Annotated in this window: 12 protein-coding genes; 7 read left to right on the top strand and 5 right to left on the bottom strand. The window is 60.9% G+C overall.

The annotated features are described in order from the left end of the window. Nucleotides 1-10 precede the first annotated feature (10 nt). Nucleotides 11-739, bottom strand: coding sequence for a 4'-phosphopantetheinyl transferase superfamily protein (locus tag LKR43_RS14660; RefSeq protein ID WP_227684959.1), 729 nt, complete (start codon nt 737-739; stop codon nt 11-13). Nucleotides 740-877: 138 nt separating this feature from the next. Between LKR43_RS14660 and LKR43_RS14655 the strand changes: the two genes are divergently transcribed. From LKR43_RS14655 to alr, 3 genes are read left to right on the top strand one after another with little or no spacing between them, the layout of a single operon-like run. Then, nucleotides 878-2650, top strand: coding sequence for a uracil-xanthine permease family protein (locus tag LKR43_RS14655; RefSeq protein ID WP_227684958.1), 1773 nt, complete (start codon nt 878-880; stop codon nt 2648-2650). Between the two features lie 26 nt (nt 2651-2676). Then, nucleotides 2677-3108, top strand: a complete 432-nt coding sequence (locus LKR43_RS14650; RefSeq protein WP_227684957.1) for an ATP-binding protein — start codon at nt 2677-2679, stop codon at nt 3106-3108. 13 nt (nt 3109-3121) lie between these two features. Then, nucleotides 3122-4267: an alanine racemase gene (gene alr / locus LKR43_RS14645; RefSeq protein WP_227684956.1), complete on the top strand. Its 1146-nt coding sequence runs from the start codon at nt 3122-3124 to the stop codon at nt 4265-4267. On the opposite strand, the gene LKR43_RS14640 is transcribed toward alr, so the two are convergent. Continuing rightward, nucleotides 4233-6695, bottom strand: a complete 2463-nt coding sequence (locus LKR43_RS14640) for an MFS transporter (protein WP_227684955.1) — start codon at nt 6693-6695, stop codon at nt 4233-4235. The two genes, alr and LKR43_RS14640, sit on opposite strands and share 35 nt — an antisense overlap. Nucleotides 6696-6875: 180 nt before the next feature. Between LKR43_RS14640 and LKR43_RS14635 the strand changes: the two genes are divergently transcribed. Continuing rightward, the gene (locus LKR43_RS14635; RefSeq protein ID WP_227684954.1) at nt 6876-8897 is read left to right on the top strand and encodes a SpoIIE family protein phosphatase; all 2022 of its coding nucleotides are present in this window, start codon (nt 6876-6878) and stop codon (nt 8895-8897) included. Then, the gene (locus LKR43_RS14630; protein WP_227684953.1) at nt 8894-10087 is read left to right on the top strand and encodes an ABC transporter substrate-binding protein; all 1194 of its coding nucleotides are present in this window, start codon (nt 8894-8896) and stop codon (nt 10085-10087) included. Before LKR43_RS14635 ends, LKR43_RS14630 begins: the two co-directional genes overlap by 4 nt. Nucleotides 10088-10143: 56 nt before the next feature. Here LKR43_RS14630 and LKR43_RS14625 read toward each other — a convergent pair whose 3' ends face one another. The 3 genes from LKR43_RS14625 to ilvA all read right to left on the bottom strand — a co-directional run bounded on the left by LKR43_RS14625 (nt 10144) and on the right by ilvA (nt 14144). Beyond that, nucleotides 10144-10932, bottom strand: coding sequence for a hypothetical protein (locus LKR43_RS14625; RefSeq protein WP_227684952.1), 789 nt, complete (start codon nt 10930-10932; stop codon nt 10144-10146). 181 nt (nt 10933-11113) lie between these two features. Next, the gene (locus LKR43_RS14620) at nt 11114-12667 is read right to left on the bottom strand and encodes a glutamate-cysteine ligase family protein (protein ID WP_227684951.1); all 1554 of its coding nucleotides are present in this window, start codon (nt 12665-12667) and stop codon (nt 11114-11116) included. Beyond that, entirely contained in the window at nt 12636-14144 is a 1509-nt protein-coding gene (ilvA, locus tag LKR43_RS14615; RefSeq protein ID WP_227684950.1) for a threonine ammonia-lyase, biosynthetic, read from the bottom strand. The genes LKR43_RS14620 and ilvA overlap by 32 nt, the downstream gene beginning before the upstream one ends. A gap of 104 nt (nt 14145-14248) precedes the next feature. Here ilvA and LKR43_RS14610 point away from each other — a divergent pair, with 104 nt between their 5' ends. Both LKR43_RS14610 and LKR43_RS14605 read left to right on the top strand, forming a co-directional pair. Then, on the top strand, nt 14249-14770 hold the full coding sequence (locus LKR43_RS14610; RefSeq protein WP_227684949.1) for a YqaA family protein: 522 nt from the start codon (nt 14249-14251) through the stop codon (nt 14768-14770). 79 nt (nt 14771-14849) lie between these two features. Continuing rightward, nucleotides 14850-18788, top strand: a complete 3939-nt coding sequence (locus LKR43_RS14605; protein WP_227684948.1) for an FAD/FMN-binding oxidoreductase — start codon at nt 14850-14852, stop codon at nt 18786-18788. Nucleotides 18789-19066 lie beyond the last annotated feature (278 nt).

The raw sequence follows: 19066 nt of genomic DNA, 5'->3' as shown, positions 1-19066 counted from the left end.
TCACCGGTGCTCAATCGGGTTCGTGCAATGCCAGCGCTGCGGCATAGCCCGGCGGCACAGACAAGGGCATTAACCGGCAGTCACCAAAACCTTCTACACGCAGGCGATGGCCGCCTTGCGGAACGGCGGCCGGCAGGCCACCGACATCCAGGTCCGCTATGCCCAGACCCAGGCCACGACCTATGGCCTTGACCAAAGCTTCCTTGGCGGCCCAGATGGAAAAGAATTTTTCCAGCCGCTCCGCCTCGTGCAGTGCCGCCCACGCCAGTAGCTCGTTGGGCGAAAACACCATGCGCACCAGGGCATCCAGATCGGATGTGTGCCGCCTTCGTTCAATATCCACACCAAGCTGCAGACCATCGGACAACGCCAGCAGCGCATAGTCGCCCGAATGCGCAACATTGAAACAGCAGGCCTGATGGGCATGCAGCGACGGCTTGCCATAGGGGCCGTAGTCAAAGACCAATGACTCAGGCGCAAGGCCCAGAAACTTGCCGAGCAGCAGACGCAGGACGGCACGGGTCTGCACATACTGGTTTCTGGCGCTCAGCGAGACGAACGCTGCGGCACGCTTCTGCTCGTCGGCAGACAAGAAGCGGAACAACTGATCCGGCAGCCGATCATCGTCGATAAACCGAAACAGCCATGTCCGCACCGACCCGCGCGGCACCGACAGGTCTGCCGGCATCAGTGCCGGCAGACCATTCACTCTCTGCAGATTCAGGCAGTCTGGCGCCATGGGCAATTGTTTACTTGTAGGAACAGGATGTTTTGGGGTGTAATCGTGAGCGACTGCTTGCTTGGCAAGCCATATTACTAGAACCCGGTTCACCGGACCGACCAAGGCTTCTGCAACCAACCCACAATGAACGGCGTCATGTCCATTTTCTCCAGGTTCAAGCTCCCTCCTTCGCCGGCAGTCAAGCGTCCTGCCGACCTGCTTTACTCGGCCGACGAAAAAGTACCTGGCGTTGCGCTGGGCGGACTGGCGCTCCAGCATATGGCGACGGCACTGGCCCTGATTGCCTACGTGCTGGCTTCGGCAAAAATCGGAGGGCTGGACCCCGACACCACACGAAGCATGGTGACTGCCACGATCATTGGCATGGCCATCGCGACATTCCTGCAGTCATGGGGCAAGCCGTTTGGCGCACGCGCCCTGATCGTTCATATGCCCGACCCTCTGCTGGTCGTAATCGTGGGATTGGCGACGGCCGAATACGGCCTGGGCGCACTGGTGCTGATAGGCCTGGTCAACGGCAGTGTTGCCATGGGGGCCGGCTACATCATTCCGCGACTGCGGTCGGTCTTTCCTCCAGCGGTGGCAGGCATAGTGATTTGCGTGGCCGGATTATCCCTGATCGAGCCTGCCGTGCTGCACACTACCAACATGGGCAGCAACAACACCATCAATCTGACGGATACGGCTGTCGGCCTGATCACATTGGCCATCATCGTTGTCATGTCAATCTGGGGCTCCCAGCGAGTCAAGCTGCTGGCCCTGCTGTCGGGGCTGATTGTCGGCATCATCCTGACTGCACTGCTTGGCGAAATCGAAGGCACAGAGCAGCTTGCCCATACACCGATCTTCGGCCTGCCCAGCCTGCACATGCCGGCATTCGAAATCGACCTGGGGGTGCTCTTTGCCGTTGGCCTGCTTTCGCTGATGACGCAGCTGGACACTTTCGGCAGTGCCGTACTGCTGCAGAAAATGAATGATCACGACTGGCGTCGGGCCGACATGAATCTGGCCGGATCAGGCATACGCGCCAACGGCCTGGGCAATGTCATCGCGTCGTGGCTGGGAGCCTTCCCCAACGCCGTCTCGTCGGCCAACATCGCCCTGGCACACATCAGCCGGTCTACATCTCGCTGGATTGGCGTCATGACTGCCGCCTTGTTGCTGCTGGCGTCCTTTCTGCCGCAAGTTTCACTGGCACTGACCTTGATTCCCACCTCGGTCATCGGTGCCGTCGAACTATACGCTGCGGCATACCTGATCGTGTCGGGCATAGAGCTCATTGCATCACGCGCCATGGACTCACGCGGCATCTTTCTGGTGGGCCTGTCGTTTATCGCGGGCGTGGGCACCATGTTCGTGCCGGCGCTGGCCGAGCTGGCACCCGTATCCATACAGTTCGTACTCAAGAACGGCATTATTGTTGCCGGTCTGACTGCCATCATCCTGAACCTCCTTTTCCGGTTGGGAACATCCAGACGCGTGCGGATGCAGATAGATCCGGCAAGCGATCCTGCCACCCTGGCGCGACAGGCCGTGGATTTCGTGGAACAGCATGGCGCCGGCTGGAGCGCCCGGCGCGAAGTGATCCGCAGGGCGGCCATGGCAGCCCTGGAAGCCACCGAAGCCCTGCAGGCCGACAGCAGTCGCCGGCTGCTGTCCATTCAGGGCAGTTTCGATGAATTCAATTTTGATCTGGAACTCAGCCACAGTGGAGCGCCGCTGCAACTGGGCGCGCAAGCCACCCCCGCACATGACAGCCTGCTGGACTTTGATGGTCCGGACTTCGATGCTGCCCTGGATCGTGCCATGGCGACCCTTCCAGGCGTATTGCTCAAGCGCATGGCCGATCGCATCAGCACAGGCAGCAATGGCAAAAATGCTTACCTTAGATTACATTTTGACCATTAGCCTCAAAGCTTGTTTAAAGAACGTCCATGGAAACCATCGCCACGCTGTCTCTCGTACCCGACCACGATGCCAGCACTCAGGCTCTGGCCTGGCTGGAATCCATCGCCGAACAGCTGCGGTGGCCGCGACGCACTGCCCATAAACTGAAGCTTTGTCTTGATGAAGCCCTGACCAATGTGGCGCTGCACGGTTTCAAAGACCATACGGGCCAACCCCACATCAGGCTGGTGCTCATGCACGAGGCCTCAAACATCATGCTGGACATCATCGACAATGGCCTGCCCTTCGATCCAACAGCGCAAGCCGCTGCGCCCCTGGCTGCAACCCTTGATGAAACCGGCATCGGCGGGCATGGCCTGCGCCTGATGCGACATTATCTGCAAGACATTCAGTACCACAGAACAGAGCAGCACAATCATCTGCGCCTGGTCGCCGCCATCGACCCTGTTGAAAACTGACGGGGTACCGCAAATGACTGGACCCCACTCCGTCAAAGCCCATTTCGCCGGCGCTTGCGGCTCGCCCGTGGCCCTGATAGACCACAGTGCGATCAGCCATAACCTGAAGCGGCTGCGCCAGTTGCTGGCCCGGCCCGCGCCGCAATCTTCCCCCCGGATCTGGGCCGTCGCCAAGGCCGATGCCTATGGCCACACCCTGGAACTGGCTTACCCGGGACTGAGCGGCGCCGACGGCCTGGCGGTGCTCACACTGGATGAAGCCCGGCGCTGCCGTCGTATGGGCTGGACCGGCCCCATACTTGCCATGAGTGTGCAGTGCTCGCCTGCCATGCTTGAAGATCCCGCCCTGTATCCACTGCACCTTATTATTGACGACCCGCAACAGCTGGGCATCCTGCAGTTCCTGCGTCCTCCCTGTGTCCCGCATGTCTGGCTACGCTACCGGGGCCGGCTGAACCATGCAGGCCTGACCGGAGCAGACTACCAAACCATCTACGCATTATTGTGCAACGATCTGCAGCGTGGCGGTCTGGCCGGACTGGGCCATTTCCAGCATTACGCCATCGCAGAAGAAAACCAGCCGCTGCGCGAGGAACGACAGGCATTCCAGAGTTTGGTCGCCGGCCTGCCCGGCCCGGTGTGTACCGAGAACTCGGCTGCCTTGCTGTCTGATCCGGCTGCAGCGGCAAGCACCGACTGGGTGCGCAGCGGCATTGCCCTGTATGGCGTCAGCCCCATTGCGAGCCTGACCGGCCATGACCTGGGCCTGCGCCCGGCCATGACACTGCAGGCGCCCATCTATGCCGTTCACACCCTGCAAGCCGGCGAGTCACTGGGCTATGGCGCAACTTTTCGGGCAAATCGTGAAATGCGCATAGGACTGGTGCGCTGCGGCTATGCCCACGGCTATCCGCGCGGATTGTCCGATGGCTGCATCGTTCTGGCCGACGGGCGACCGGCCACGATAGTCGGCCGGATCTCAATGGACACGCTGACCATAGACCTGAGCCGGCATCCGGATATCGCAACAGGTTCCCTGGTAACGTTATGGGGCGCCGCAGGTCTGCCGGTAGAAACTGTTGCTGTCAAAGCCAATACCATTCCCGCCCAGTTGTGCACAGCGCTTACTGCGCAGGTGCCGCGTCAGCCGGTGGGCTGACCAGCCTGGGAGCGACCAGCAGGAAGAGCAAAGTTGCCAGCAGATAGAACACGCCCGTCAGGGCCAGCCCCCCGGATATGCCCACCGACGCAAACAACCCTCCTACCAGCAGCGGGCCCAGCATCTGGCCGAACTTGTCGGCAGCCCGCATGACGCTGGTTGCGCCACCCGCGCCATAGCGCTGGACGTTATCCAGCGACAGCATATAGGCCGTCTGTGCGCCGCCGGCCAGGCAACTGGCCACCGCCAGCAGGACAACCGCCGCGCCGGCCGCCATCACGCCGCTGAAGAAATACATGCTGAGCAATCCGGCGCTGCCGATCAGGCCGCCCAGCACGATCCAGCTCTTTTTATTCGCGCTATGGTCGGCCATGCGTCCCATCCAGGGTCCGATGTAAATGACGCAAAGCCCGTAAAGCATCAGTATGCGGCCGACACTGGCCGAGCCTGCCCCTTGCGCATCCATATACAAAGGCAGGGCATAGGTGAGCAGGCCAACCTGGGCAATTGAAAAGGGAATGATGCAGCCTGCAAGCAACACGCCGAAATCGCGTGTCGCCAGCAGTTTTCCGGCCGCCCGCCACGAATGCAGGATGGGTGTGCTGACCAAGCCGACAGCTGACCGTACAGGATGCTGCCGATAGGGCCACATCAGGGCACGCACACCCAGCGCCGGCAGGATCAGCAGGCCGGCCCCTATGATAAAGACCGTGGACGCTCCCACCTGCTGCGCCAGCATCGCCCCTACCGCCGCCCCCGACAGATGGCCGGCAAACAGGCCTGCAATGACAGTGGCCATGTTTCGGCCCCGATAGGCCGGCGGACTTTGTACGACGATAAAACCCTGCAAGCCCATCCAGGTCAGCCCGTAGCCCAGGCCCACCATACCCCTGGCCCACGTGAATGACGTCAGGGTTCCTGCCTGCGCGCACAGCAGATTGCCCAGCACCGCCACCAGCAAGCCGGTCAGCACCGGCCACTGCCAGCCGCGCCTGTCGGTCAGGCGTCCGGCCAGCAAGGCGGTCAGTAAACCACAAGCCATCTCGACGGCAATGGGCAAAGCCATGAGGAGTTCGGCGCCCTGGGCCGACTGGGCAGTGTCCAGCAAGGACCTGGCATAGATGGGCAGAAAGCTGAGCGGCAGCGCCATGGCAAACAGAAAGCCAAACATCACGGGCCGCACAATGGCACCGACGCGGCTTTGATCGTCCAGCCCCATGGGCTCGCCCGCCTTGCCACGCACCCGGGCGGAAAAAGCGCGGTCCATGAGCAGCGTCAGCAACAGCAACAGCTCGACTGCCGCCACCATGGCAACGGCGACCACAGTGGCGGCATCCAGTATGCGTGCCCGTACGCCTGCCGCCAGTTGTCCGGCATCCAGCCCTATCTGCAACGTCGCCAGGCCGGGCCCGCGGCCGTCGGCACTGAGCGGGAAATCAAGGGCTTGCTCAAGCTGTGCGGCATCGTGCACCGGCAAGGCGCCCTGCGCGTCGGCCCGATTCAATAGCTGTCCTTGGGCATCGAGCAGGCGCAGCTCGGCGATGACCGGAAACGATGCAGCCAGACGTGCCATGGGCCGCTCCACGCCCCGCAATGACGCAGGTGCAATACCATAACCAAGCACCCGGTTCAGGTCGTGCTGCAGGCCCTGGCCGAGCATCCGGGTATTGTCCTGCGTAACCTGTATCCAGGCATCCCGAAAGCTGTTGATGGTATAGGCCGCGTATGCGCCCTGGGCCAGCATCAGCACGACCAATGGAATCAGCAGACGCGTCTTGCCGGCCGCTGCCAGCTCATGCAGCGGCATGGCATAGCGGAAGATGACGGCCAGCAACAGCGCAGCCGCCAGCGTCGTCAGGCCCAGGACCTTGAGGTTCTGCAGCGTCAGGCCTCCCAGCCCCGTATCTTTGGGCCTGACCTGCAGGATCACCATGCCGCCAGGCTTGCCATCGGACAGCATCAACGGGATGCCGACCTGTATGCCTTGTGCGTCAACCAGCCTGACAGCCCCCGAAGGCATGCGCAACGCGCGGCCGGTTTCGGTTGCCCCAGGAGTCAAAGCGCGCAACAGGGCATCGGCCTTGGGCACTGTGCCGATGGACGCAAGCTCGCGTCCATCAATCAGGACCACGCCCGCAGACACCAGATCCGGCACTTGGTCACTGACCTGATCCAGCAGGGACGACAGACCAAAAAACTGATTCAGAGGCTTGCCCAGCGCCATGCCCGTCTGGATTTGCGAGGAGGTGCGCCGGGCCAGCAGCTCTATGCGCTCTGCGGTATTGGCTTCGGTCAGGCGGTTCAGCGCAGAAAGACTGAGCGAACCGATCAATGCCTGCGCCAGCAGCAGAACCAGCAGGCAGGCCAGCAGCACGTCGCGCAGCGGGCGGCGTCTGGCTGGTTTTATTACCGGGTCCTGAGCGGTCATGTTTGCACTATGCCTTCTATGCCTATGGTTCCAACGAGTTCCCGACTGTGCCATCATGGCCGCGAGCAGCGCGCCGTGCCGTACATGCCACGACCAAACTGCAATAGTAAATTACAATCCAATTCAAAAACATACCAACGCAAGCGCCCCGTCTCAACTTTCTTCATAAAGTGGCCCGTTATGCGACTGACATCGCTGCGCAGCAAGATCTTCCTTCTGGTCGGCATGACACTGCTTCTGGGTGCCGTCTCGGTCATGCTCGTTACGCAACGCAACGTGACCCGCAGCATCGTGGCCAGCGAACAACAGGCCGTCAGGAATGTGCTGAACCTGCTCGTGCGCGACAGCGAGGCACGCTGGGGCGCCCTGCTTTCCGACAAAATCACCACAGTACGCAATGGTCGCGCCCACCTGGTCGAACTGGGCGGGACCATTCGCTCCGTGCTGGCCATGTACATGAAGCAGGTCGAAGACGGCCTGCTCGACCCCGGGCAGGCCCAGAATCTGGCAAAGTCCTGGATCAGCCAGCTTTCCGACAGCGAACAGCGCTTCGGCTTCGTCTTCGACAGCAGCTTCCAGGTCATTGCCAGCGGCGAACCTGCACTCGTGGGCGTGAACCTGTCCGGCCTGCAAGACTTCAAAGGGCGTCCCCTGGCGGCTTCCGCCTATGAAGAAGCCCGCACGACCGGCCAGAGTTTCGCCATCTACCGCTGGCCCATCGCCCATTCCGACGGCAAGAGTGAATTGCGCTACGCCTACTTTTCCTACTTCGAACCCTGGGACTGGGTCTTTGCCATCACTGACAATGCCGCCGCCATATCCAGTCAGTTCGATCGCCGCCGCGAAGAAATGGAAACGGCCGTGCGCGAGGCATTGATGTCCCTGCGCCTGGCCGATACCGGCTTTGCTTTCATCATGGAAGACGACGGGGAACTGGTGACCCCGTTGCCCGACGGGCAATCCGACCTGCTCTCCAGGCAGGATCACAGCAGCGCAGCCACGTTGCAGGCCATGCTCAAGAACGTGCCGGCCACGGGCGAGATCACCACGTTTGATTTCCGCGGACCCAAACAGGCCAATGGCTGGAGCATGGGCGCGGCCTACTTCAAGCCGCTGGGATGGACCATTGTCGCCGCCGTTCCCAACGACGACCTCACCCGGCCGGCTACCAGGCTGCTCAACCGGCTGGTCGTTATCTTCCTGGCCATATTGCTGATATCCCTGATGGTGGCCTGGGCGCTGTCCGCACGCATCACCCGGCCCCTGCAGCAGCTCAGCCTGTTCGCACGCAAGCTGCCCGAACAGGATCTGGGCGCCGCAGCCGACATTCCCGAACACATTGCGCGTTTGCCCGCCAAACAACCAGACGAGGTCGGCCGCCTGGCCTCGACCTTCATCTACATGGATCAGCAACTGCGCGAGAACGTCTCCCGCCTGTTGCGCGAAACATCCAGCCGTGAGCGCCTGGAAAGCGAACTGAGCATTGCGCACACCATACAGATGGGCCTGTTGCCAGGGCCGCCCGGCAACGAGATTCTCAAGAAAGTCGACCTGTATGCCACCATGCTGCCGGCCAAGGAAGTCGGCGGCGACCTCTACGACCACTTCCTGCTCAGTAACGGCAAGCTGTGTTTCGCCATCGGCGATGTGTCCGACAAGGGCGTGCCTGCGGCCCTGTTCATGGCGGTCACACGTACCCTCATCAGGGCATGCGCCGAAGATGAAACCGACCCGGCCCGTCTCATGGAAAGGGTCAACAACAGCCTGGCCGAAAATAACCCCAACATGATGTTCGTGACACTGGTGGTGGCCGTCCTTGATCTGGAAACCGGTGAATTGTCGTGGTCCAATGGCGGCCATCCACCGCTGTGTGTGCTGCAAACCGATGGCCGTCTGCGCATGCTCGAAGGCCGCAGCGGGCCGGCCTGCGGCGTCCAGGAAGGCCTGCCCTACCGCCTGCTTTCAACCCGGCTTGAGCCCGGGGAAATGGTGCTGGGCTACACCGACGGCGTGACCGAAGCACTGGATCCCCAGGGCCGGCTCTATGGCGATCCCAGGCTGTACGACTTCCTGGCCAACAGGCCGCCTGCCGGCGCGCAAGACACCACGATGGCACTGATCGACAATGTGCGCCGGCATGCCAACGGTACCGACCAATCCGACGACATCACCGTCATCGCAGCAAAAAGGGCAGCATCATGATTTCACGCCTCATTGCCTATGCAATCATCACCCTGGGCCTGTGCACCACGACCCTGCCCGCATCAGCCGCCAAGGCAACGGCACCCGATGCAACAGCGTCTGAAGGCGCAAGCCAACTGTTCCAGACCACTCCCATCAAGAAGGCCGACGGCACGCGCTGGCGCATAGCTTACGTGGAAAGCGGTGAATATGCTGATTACCCGGCAACGCTGGCTGCGGTCATCCAGGGTCTGCAGCGCCTGGGCTGGCTGACCCTGGATGACGACATGCCTGAAGGCGTGAGCGGACACGACCTGTGGATATGGTTGGGCCGGCACACACAAAGCACCTATCTCGAGCTCGTACCCGATGCCTGGTGGCAGCCGGGCAATTTCGATGCCGAGCAGCGCGCCCCCATGCGGGAGGCGATAGCCGCACGCATCGAGCAGCAACACGACATCGACCTGATCATCGCCATGGGCACCTGGGCCGGCCAGGACCTTCGTGCCCTGGGCCCGCCCGTTCCCACTATCGTCGGTTCGACCAGCGATCCGCTGGCGGCAAAGATTTCCGACAGCGCCACCGACAGCGGTCGCGACAACCTGCACACCCGCATAGAGCCCGAGCGTTACCAGCGCCAGGTCAGGCTTTTCCATGAAATCGTGCCGTTCAAGGAATTGGGCATTGTTTATGAAGACAGCGAGGCCGGGCGAAGCTATGGCGCGGTTGCGGCCGTCGAGCAAGTCGGGCAGGAACTGGGCTTCAAGATCAGGCATTGCCATGCGCAATCAAACAGCATGACGACCGAGCAGGCCATAGACAACGCCTTGCAATGCTATCAGCAGCTTGCCGACCAGAATGTAGACGCCGTCTATGTGACTACGCATCGTGGAGTGACATCAACGTCGATCAGGGCACTGGCCCAGATACTTGAAAAAGCCAAGATTCCCAGCTTTTCCATGGCGGGCTCAAGAGACGTAAAACAGGGCATCCTGCTTAGCCTGGCCCAGGCAGACTTATCGTATGTGGGCCTGTTCCATGCCGAAACCATTGCGCGTGTACTGAACGGGGCCAAGCCCCGGCAGCTTAGTCAGTTGTGGGTTGATCCGCCCAAGATTGCACTGAATCTGGGCACGGCGCGCATCATAGGCTTTGATCCACCCGTAGACATTTTGCTGGCTGCCGATGAAGTCTACGAATCGAGGCGCTGAAGGGCGCACGGGTGCATGGCGCCCGTGCGGGGGAACGCGGGCACCAGCCCACGCTCCTAGCCCATGGGGATATCAAACCCGCCGGTCAAGTCGCCAATAATATCTACAGCGCCGGGGCCGCCGAAATGGTCGATGACCAGTTCAACCAGCTCGGACGGGTCTTTAACAGTGCCGTCAGGATTCAGATTTTCAGGATCCACCAGGCCCGACGTAACGATCTTGCTTTGCAGATCCTGGATAAGATCAACCACCCCCGGTCCCATCCAGGCCGGCAATACGAAGTCCTGGTCGGTCAGGGTGTCTATGGGTACGACTTGCCAGCCTGTGGGTGCGATGAAACTCGGCAAAAAGGGTATAACGTCGCCCAGTCGCTCAACCGCCCCCTGCAGGTCTCCGGCCGCCACGGCGGCGGAAAAAACGGGGTCCTGGTCGAACTCGGCCAGATTCACGCCATTACCCAGATCGCGTGCTTCGGCCACGCCATACGCCAGAAAATGCTGTAAAGGAGATAACTGGCCTTGCTCGACTGCGGCGGCCACATCGGGGTTCGCGTCAAGATAAGACTGCACGTCGAACAAGGGACCGAAATCGCGTACCTCGGTGGAGCCATACAGCATGAAATGCTGGACGGCAGATATGTGGCCGAGCTTGACCGCCGCAGCCACGTCGGGATTCTGGGCCAGATAGTATTCGGCATTGAACAAGGAAAATGGCGAGCGGTCTTCCGACATGCCATATTGTTCGAAATGACTGAGTGCCGTCATCCAGCCGTTGTGAACAGCCTCCGCGACATCAGGGTTTTGCTTCAGGTAAAACTCCGGATCAAACACGCTAGATGCAACCATAACAAGCTCCAGTAAAGACAGCGTACAACGTGAGAATTACAAGATGAAGGGAGTGATGCTGCGGGGGATGTAACCAGGAAGCCCCGATCCTGAACAGGATTACGAAATATTACTTAACGATACAAGAAGTATTCAATCATGGATAACCATGACATCAGGATGGTTTTCGCGCGGTCTTTCATCAGAAGGTGGCAGACAGGCTGCTACGCCAGGAAAACTGCTGCGGATGCAAGGCACAGTGCCTGTCCAGCACGGCTGCCAGCCGCGCCTGCTCCGAGCGGCCTGCCGCCGTCCATGTGTCCAGCAGCCGGTCTGCCGCACAACGTCTTTCGTCCTGCACGAACTCCGGATACGCCAGCCAGTGAACGTCTTGTGGCGGCAACCCGGCCCTGGCCACGGCCAGCACATCGGCACACAAGGCGCAGACCCGGTCGTCCTCAAGGCCGGCCCGCATGGCGACCAGCCGCAACTCACCCAATTGCTTCCAGCCCACGTCGTTCACCAGTTGCCAGGCCTGATCCAGATTACCCAGCAAGCCAGCCTGCAAGGCAGTGGGCGACACAAGCATGCTGCGCGCAATGTCCGGTCCTGCGGCATCAAGCAAGGCCTGGTCGGCAAAACCCGCTCCAGGAGCACGCGCCTCGATATAAAGCTGCGCCCCGTACGCAGCAAAAAGGGCCTCCAGCCCGCCATCCTGGCGCCAGGCATGCAGGACGTCCTGCAGCGCCGGCAGTTGATCCATGCGATAACGCAGCCGTGCATCCAGAAACTGACCTATCTGCGAATACACAAAATGCTGGGCCTGAGGCTGCAGCGTGACCGCCAGTCCGTTATCCGTCCGTCGTCCGGTCCACTGCCTGGCATGCAGAAACTCAAGCAGGCTGGGATCGGCATCCAGGATCACAACCGGCACCGACTTGTAGTCATACGACAAGCTCATGGGCAGGCCGCGCGTCACCGTCCCGGGTCCGAACATCCAGTTGAAGAAATCGGCCAGGTCATGAAAGGCCCGGTCTGGATAGGTGCTCAGGAACAGGTCGCCGGGAAACCGCGACGGCCCGAATACCCTGGACCACAGCGTCATGCGATTTTCCTTGTAGCCGGTTCGCACCCCGGATTCCAGCGGGCTGTTGGCAAACAGCGCTATGCTGGTCGGCGCCAGTGCAACGGCCACATTCAGGGCGCGCACCGCCTGCCCGACCGGCACCGAGGTGTTCGCACCATTCTGCGCCTTGGCATCGATGCCTTCCCAATGGTGCCAGCCACGGTGCTCCCGCAGTTCGCGATAGATGGGTCGGGGAACGCAAGTGTCTTCATACCAGCTGCGGCTGCGTGCGCAGGCCGGATGCTGTGCAACGTTCAATATGCAGGCGCCATCCGCCTGCAAGGCTTGCAGGGTGTCGGTCAGCTCCTGATGAGCCAGCTGCGCCAGGCGATCGAGCCCGCCCACGCCGCCCTGTACGGGCACCAGGGCGGTTTCCAGCAGGTTAAAACCATTGTCCAGCCCGCATTCGGCCAATGGCGTGTGCACCGCCACACAGCGCCCGTCAAGGAAGGCCTGAGAGCAAGTCAGGCCACGCGCCCGCTTGATTTCGAGCAGGGCATCAAAGTACTTTTTTACCGGCAGGCTGGCACCGCTGCGGGCATCGGCCACCACCATTTCCATCTCCAGCCCCAGGCGGGGCTGGTATGACTGCACATCCCTAGAGGAAGAGTCGATAGGCCGGGTTGTCACTTTCGTTCCAGTACGGATATCCCAGTCCATCCAGGAAGGCCTTGAACTCTTTCTTGTCTTCAGGCGGCACCTGTATGCCCACCAGAATGCGTCCGTAATCATCCCCCTGGTTGCGGTAATGGAACAGACTGATATTCCAGCCCGGACTCATCTCGCCCAGGAATTTCATCAGTGCCCCCGGCCGCTCGGGAAATTCAAAGCGGAACAGCAGCTCATGCTTGGCCAGGTCGGAATGGCCACCCACCATGTAGCGCAAATGCGTCTTGGCCATCTCGTTGCCGGTCAGATCCAGCGTGGAAAAACCTTTCTTGCGAAAGCTGGTGGCCAGCTTTTCGATCTCGGCCTCGGCGTTGATCTGCAGGCCCACAAAAACATGTGCCTGCTCGGAATCCGAAATCCGGTAGTTGAATTCAGTGACGCTGCGGCTGCCGACCGCTGCACACAAGCGCAGGAAGCTGCCGCGCTGTTCAGGTATGGTCAGCGCGAACAAGGCTTCGCGCGCCTCGCCGACATCGGCCCGCTCGGCCACGAAACGCAAGCGGTCGAAGTTCATGTTGGCGCCGCTGGTGACCGCCACAAGATGCTTGTCCTTCCACTTGTTCTGCATGGCGTAGCGCTTGGCGCCCGCCAGCGCCAGGGCACCAGCGGGTTCAAGCACGCTGCGCGTATCCTGGAATACGTCTTTGATTGCGGCGGCAATGGCATCGGTATCGACCAGCACAAAGTCATCGACGTACTCGCGCACCAGTCTGAAGTTTTCCTTGCCCACCTGCTTGACTGCCGTGCCGTCGGAAAACAGGCCTACATCGCCAAGGGTGACGCGCCGGCCAGCCTGCACGCTGCGCACCATCGCATCGGAGTCAACGGTCTGCACACCGATAATCTTGATTTCGGGGCGCAACTGCTTGATATAGGCCGCCACCCCCGCGATCAGACCGCCCCCGCCTATGGCCAGGAAGATGGCATCGATGGGACCAGGACGCTGGCGCAGGATTTCCATGCCTATCGTGCCCTGGCCTGCAATGACATAGGGATCATCAAAGGGGTGAACAAAGGTCAGCTTTTCCTTGGCTTCGAGCACCTTCGCATGCTCGTACGCGTCGGTAAAGCTTTCGCCCATCAGTACGACTTCGCCGCCAAACCTTCGTACCGCATCCACCTTCACCTGAGGCGATGTCACCGGCATGACGATGACGGCGCGGCAGCCAAGCTTGCGTGCAGACAGCGCAACACCTTGTGCATGGTTGCCCGCCGACGCCGCAATCACCCCGTGCTTGAGCTCGGCCGGGCTCAGGTTGGCCATCTTGTTATAGGCGCCGCGCAGCTTGAAACTGAATACGGCCTGGGTATCTTCACGCTTCAAATAAACCTGATTGTGTATACGTGCTGAAACCTGTGGGGCAAAATCAAGAGGCGTCTCGACAGCGACGTCGTATACCTTGGACGTCAGGATGCGCTTTAGATAGTCTGTAGACATATGACAAGAGGGGTGCGGGTCGGCCGGACGGCCAAAAATGTAAGAAAAGACAAGAAAACAGAATACCATAGCGCAAGGCCTGCGCTGCGCTACACTAGCGCGCTATGGAAGCGTGGCTGCAATCATCGGTGCATTGGCTGCTCCTTACCCTGGCATTGCCACGAGTAGGGTTAAGTGCAATTTTCCTTGTCAGCCTGCTCTCGGCCACCCTGCTCCCCCTGGGCTCTGAGCCGGCCGTCTTCGGCTACATCAAGCTGGCCGCCGACATGTTCTGGCCCGCCGTGCTTGTGGCCACCCTGGGCAACACCACAGGCGGAGCCATCAGCTATGCCATGGGCATGGGCGCCGAAAAAGCCTACGACCGCTGGCGCGAAAAACATCCCTACAAACCCAAGACCAAGACCGGCGGGCGCTGGCATGACTATGTGAGCTATTGGCTGCATCGGATGGGGCCACCGGCCCTGCTGTTTTCCTGGCTGCCCGCAGTGGGTGACCCACTGTGCGCCGTGGCGGGCTGGCTGCGACTGCCTTTCTGGCCCTGCGTGCTCTATATGGCCATCGGAAAATTCTTGCGCTACCTGACCATGACCGCAGCCTTGCTGTGGCTGTTTCCGGAAGCGCACTGAGCACAGCCCGCTCCGAGCAAGATAAACTTCGGCTTATCCCTTACACTAACGCTTTAAGGGCCCCCTTTTTTTGCCAGTCATGAACGCCCCCACTGCCAGTCATCTGCTAGCCGCACAGGCTCCCGCATCCACTTCGCGTCTGCGTGAAATCCCCTATAACTACACGTCGTATGCCGACCGCGAGATCGTCATACGATTGCTGGGCTCCGAGGCCTGGGACCTGCTGTCTGAGTTGCGCAGCGAGCGCCGCACCGGGCACTCGGCCCGCATGCTGTTCGAAGTTCTGGGCGATATCTGGGTGGTCAAACGCAACCCTTATCTGCATGACGACCTGCTCGAGAACCCCAAACGCCAGCACATGCTGGTGCAGGCCCTGAAGCACAGGCTGGGCGAAATCGACAAACGGCGCGACGCCAGCGTCAGCACCCGCGACAACAAGGTCGCCCGCCTGCTGGGCGCGGCCCACACCGCCGTGGCTGCCTTCGAGCACGAATTTGCCACAACGCGCGACCTGCGCAAGAAAATTCTCAAGCGCCTGGGGCGCATCACACATAAAGACAACATCAAGTTCGATGGCCTGTCACGTGTTTCCCATGTAACCGATGCCACCGACTGGCGCGTCGAATATCCCTTTGTCGTACTCACGCCCGATAGCGAAAACGAAATCGCGGCCCTGGTGCGTGGCTGCATAGAGCTGGACCTGACCATCATTCCACGCGGAGGCGGCACAGGCTACACGGGCGGCGCCATTCCCCTGAGCGCGCAATCGGCCGTCATAAACACCGAGAAACTCGACAGCATCGCCGCCGTCGAAGCCACACAGCTTCCCGGCGTCAGCGAACCTGTTCACACCGTACTGACCGGCGCAGGCGTAGTGACTCGCCGCGTGGCCGAAGCTGCCGAAGCCGCTGGCCAGGTCTTTGCCGTAGACCCAACCTCTGCCGACGCATCCTGTGTGGGCGGCAACGTAGCCATGAACGCCGGTGGCAAGAAAGCAGTGCTCTGGGGCACCGCACTCGATAACCTGGCCTGGTGGCGCATGGTCGACCCCGATGGCAACTGGCTCGAGGTAACCCGCCTGGAACACAATCTGGGCAAGATACACGACGCTGAACAGGTCCGTTTCGAACTCAAATGGTTCGACGGCAACGCCGCGCCGGGTGCCGTATTGCTGCGCAGTGAAACCCTGGTGATCGAAGGCGCACGCTTTCGCAAGGCCGGACTGGGCAAAGACGTTACCGACAAATTCCTGGCCGGCCTGCCTGGCGTGCAGAAGGAAGGCTGCGACGGCCTGATTACCTCGGCGCGCTGGATACTGCATCGGATGCCGGCCCATACACGCACCGTCTGTATGGAGTTTTTCGGGCAGGCACGCAATGCCGTGCCGTCCATAGTCGAGATCAAGGAATACCTTGACGGCCCAGGGCGCGCCCAGGGCGCACTCCTGGCAGGTCTGGAACATCTGGACGAACGATATCTGCGCGCTGTGGGCTACGCCACCAAGAGCAAGCGCGGCGGCATGCCCAAAATGGTGCTCATCGGTGATATTGTGGGCGATGACCCCGACGCCGTGGCCCTGGCTGCCAGCGAAGTGGTGCGACTGGCCAATACCCGCCATGGCGAAGGCTTTGTGGCAGTCAGCGCCGAAGCGCGCAAACGATTCTGGCTGGACCGCGCCCGCACGGCGGCAATCGCCCGCCACACCAACGCGTTCAAGATCAACGAAGACGTGGTCATCCCGCTTGACCGCATGGGCGAATATACCGATGCCATCGAGCGCATCAATATAGAACTGTCCACCCGCAACAAACTGAGCCTGCTAGACGCGCTGGAACACTTTCTGCAGGGCGAACTGCCCATAGGCAAAAGCGAAGACCACGACGATGCCGAGCACACTCGTGAAGAAATCCTGGCCGAGCGCACACACGATGCGGTCCTTTGCCTGCAAGCCGTGCGCGCCCGCTGGTCGTGGCTGCTGAACAATCTTGACATGCCGCTGCAGCAAGCCCTGCAGCCACTGCTGAACCTGGGCCTGCACGACCTCGAGCCCGTACTGAACGAGCGTCTGGCGCAACAACCCGATGCAACCGTCTTCGATCTGGTTCAGGATCACACCCTGCGTGTTTCCTGGAAGACCGAAGTGCGTACGCCGATGGAACGCTACTTCGCGGGTGCAGATTGCGCCGCCGTACTGGCCGAAATCCAGGCTACACACGATCGCATATTGAAGAGCCGCGTATTCGTGGCCCTGCACATGCATGCAGGCGACGGCAACGTGCACACCAACATTCCGGTCAACTCCGACGACTACGGCATGCTGCGCGAAGCCAACGAAACCGTTGCGCGCATCATGCAGATCGCCCGCGACCTCGATGGCGTGATTTCAGGTGAACACGGTATTGGATTGACCAAGTACGAGTTCCTTACAGAAGAAGAGCTGGCCCCCTTCCAGGAATACAAACAGCGCGTCGACCCCACCGGTCGCTTCAACGCCGGCAAGCTCCTGCCTGGCGCCGACCTGCGCCACGCCTGGACGCCCAGCTTCAACCTGCTGGGCTACGAATCACTGATCATGCAACGCAGTGAAATCGGCTCGATTTCCCACGCCATCAAAGATTGCCTGCGTTGTGGCAAATGCAAGCCGGTATGCGCCACCCACGTGCCGCGCGCCAATCTGCTTTACTCGCCGCGCAACAAGATCCTGGCCACCTCGCTGCTGATCGAGGCCTTCCTGTACGAAGAGCAAACCCGTCGCGGCGTCAGCCTGAAGCACTGGGAAGAGTTCGAAGACGTGGCCGATCACTGCACGGTTTGCCACAAGTGCTACAACCCCTGTCCGGTCGATATTGATTTTGGCGACGTCTCGATGGAGATGCGCGCCCTCTTGCGCCGCATGGGCAAGAAGTCGTTCAATCCGGGCACAACCGCGGCGATGTTCTTCCTGAACGCCAAAGATCCGCGCGTGATCAAGACGACCCGCAAAGCCATGATAGACGTGGGCTACAAAGCCCAGCGACTGGCCCACGATGTGCTCGCATCCCCTTCGAAAAAGCAAGTCGGACAGCCACCCGCCACAGTCGGCAAGGCACCCATACGCGAACAGGTCATACACTTCATCAACAAGAAGATGCCTGGCGGCCTGCCCAAGCAAACCGCACGCAAGCTGCTGGACATCGAAAACGCCGAATACATACCGATCATCCGCAATCCGTCGGCCACTTCGGCCGACACCGAAGCCGTGTTCTACTTCCCGGGCTGCGGCTCTGAAAGGCTGTTCTCGCAAGTGGGTCTGGCCACTCAGGCCATGCTCTGGCATGCCGGCGTACAAACAGTCTTGCCACCGGGCTACCTGTGCTGCGGCTATCCGCAGCGCGGTAACGGCATGACAGACAAAGCCGAGAAAATCATCACCGACAACCGTGTGCTGTTCCATCGCATGGCGACCACGCTGAACTACCTCGATATCAAAACGGTGGTAGTCAGTTGCGGCACCTGCTACGACCAGCTGGCCGGCTACGAGTTCGACAAAATCTTCCCGGGCTGCCGTCTGATCGACATCCACGAGTATCTGCTTGAAAAAGGCATACAGCTGCAGGGCGTTCAAGGCGTGCGTTATATGTATCACGACCCTTGTCATACGCCCATGAAGCTGCAGGATCCGATGAAAACGGTCAAGTCGCTGGTGGGTGAAACGGCTATCAAGACAGACAGGTGCTGCGGCGAATCAGGCACACTGGCCGTGTCACGCCCAGACATTTCCACGCAGGTGCGATTCCGCAAGTCGGAAGAGCTGGTCAAGAATACGGCCACCCTGCGCGCCGACGGCTACCAGGGCGAGGTCAAGATGCTCACGTCCTGTCCGTCCTGTCTGCAGGGTTTGTCGCGCTACGAGGGCGAAACGGGCATGGATGCCGATTACATTGTGGTAGAGATGGCACGCCATATCCTGGGCGAAAGCTGGATGCAGGACTACGTGCGCCAGGCCAACGACGGCGGTATCGAGCGAGTGCTCGTTTAATCTGGCTGGTGCACGTTGTGGGTGGTATGGGTTTCTTGCGCTGACTGGTGCGTGTTGTGACTGGTATGGGTTTCTTGCACGGTGCAGTCAGGTGTGCGGGGTGCCGCTCCTATCGCTGCGCCCGCCGATGGCGGGTTCCCTTGTCATGGGCTTCGCGCGGGGTCGGACGCGAACTCGCCGGGGCGCGGTCCGCCGGCCCGCTTCCGGCTCAGACAGCGCGTCCTTTGGCCCCCGCCCGAAGCCCATGCCTGCGGCTTGCTCAATGTCGCTCTACCCCG

Origin of the sequence: Pusillimonas sp. MFBS29, assembly GCF_020687695.1 — a bacterium.
In the GTDB taxonomy this organism is placed as follows: Bacteria; Pseudomonadota; Gammaproteobacteria; order Burkholderiales; family Burkholderiaceae_B; genus Pusillimonas_C.
The sequence above is the reverse complement of the archived record's forward strand: the minus strand, read 5'-3'. Positions and strand labels throughout refer to the sequence as shown.